Source organism: Hydrogenoanaerobacterium saccharovorans, from assembly GCF_016901815.1.
Taxonomy (GTDB): Bacteria; Bacillota; Clostridia; order Oscillospirales; family Ruminococcaceae; genus Avimicrobium; species Avimicrobium caecorum.
Genome location: NZ_JACSNR010000026.1, coordinates 1 through 1,335, shown reverse-complemented (window position 1 = coordinate 1,335; position 1,335 = coordinate 1). Strand labels below are relative to the sequence as shown.

Annotated in this window: 1 protein-coding gene; it reads left to right on the top strand. The window is 50.0% G+C overall.

Annotation, left to right across the window (positions count from 1 at the left end; genetic code table 11):
* Nucleotides 1-21 precede the first annotated feature (21 nt).
* Nucleotides 22-1,335: AAA family ATPase (locus H9X81_RS11515; protein ID WP_345941553.1), on the top strand; the 1,314-nt coding region annotated here is incomplete at its 3' end.

The following is a 1,335-nucleotide window of genomic DNA, read 5'->3' as shown; positions in this document are numbered from 1 at the left end:
CTCCGTGACTGCTTTGACCAACTGGAAGGGTATCTCTACGGAAAGGAGTATGACCGTGTCTGCCTGGTCTTTGGTCTGCGGCGAACCGGAAAGACAACCATGCTCCGCCAGGCCATCGGCAGAATGACAAAAGAGAATCTGAGCCGTACCGCCTACATCAAAGCCCGAAGGAACGACAACATGGCAATGATGAACCGGGATCTCAAGAAACTGTTCGATGCTGGATTCCGGTATGTGTTTATAGATGAGGTCACTCTGATGGAGGATTTTATCGACTCAGCGGCACTCTTTTCCGATGTATTTGCCGCCATGGGAATGAAGATTGTCCTGTCAGGAACCGATTCTCTGGGATTCTGGCTGGCAATGGATCAGGAACTGTATGATCGGGCAAAACCTATCCATACAACCTTTATCCCATACCGGGAGTACAGCCGCCTGCTTGGAATTGACAGGATTGATGAGTATATCCGCTACGGCGGCACACTGCGTGCAGGTGAACTGGCCTTCGATGATGAGGATGTGAATGCACAGGATGCGTCCTTCCGGGATGATGAGTCCACCCGAAGATACATCGACACAGCGATCTGCCGCAACATTCAGCATTCCCTTGCCTGCTATGAAGCAGGCGGACACTTTCGGCACCTGTATTCTCTGTATGAAGCCGGAGAACTGACCAGCGCCATCAATCGGATCATTGAAGACATGAACCATCGGTTTCTGATCTCAGTTCTCACAGATGATTTTCGCTCCCATGATCTGCGGCTCACTGCCGCGAATCTTCGGAAAGAGCGGGACCTGGAAAAGCGCACAGATGTGCTGGATCGCGTCGATACCGAAGCGGTCACGCGGCGCTTGATGGAGCTGCTGGATATCCGCAACAAAGAAGAGCAGTCCATTGGTATCACACCCGCTCACATTGCAGAAATCAAACAGTATCTTGCCGCATTGGAACTGATCGTAGACTGTCCCATTGAAACCACTGAGCCTGAAACAAAACCATTGGAACACATCCTCTTCACGCAGCCTGGGATGCGATACTGTCAGGCACAAGCCCTTGTACATGTACTGCTGAAAGATCCACAGTTCTCGGAACTCAGTGAATATGAAAAAACACGGGTTTCAGATCGTATCCTTGAAGAAGTCCGCGGCCGCATGATGGAAGATATTGTGCTTCTGGAAACCATGAAGGCAGCTGACAGAGATCATCGTATTTTCAAACTGCAGTTTGAGGTCGGTGAGTTTGATATGGTCATCTATGACCAGAAAGAAAACTGTTGTGATATTTTTGAGATCAAACACAGCAGCACACAGGTTCCTCTCCAGTACCGGCATCTC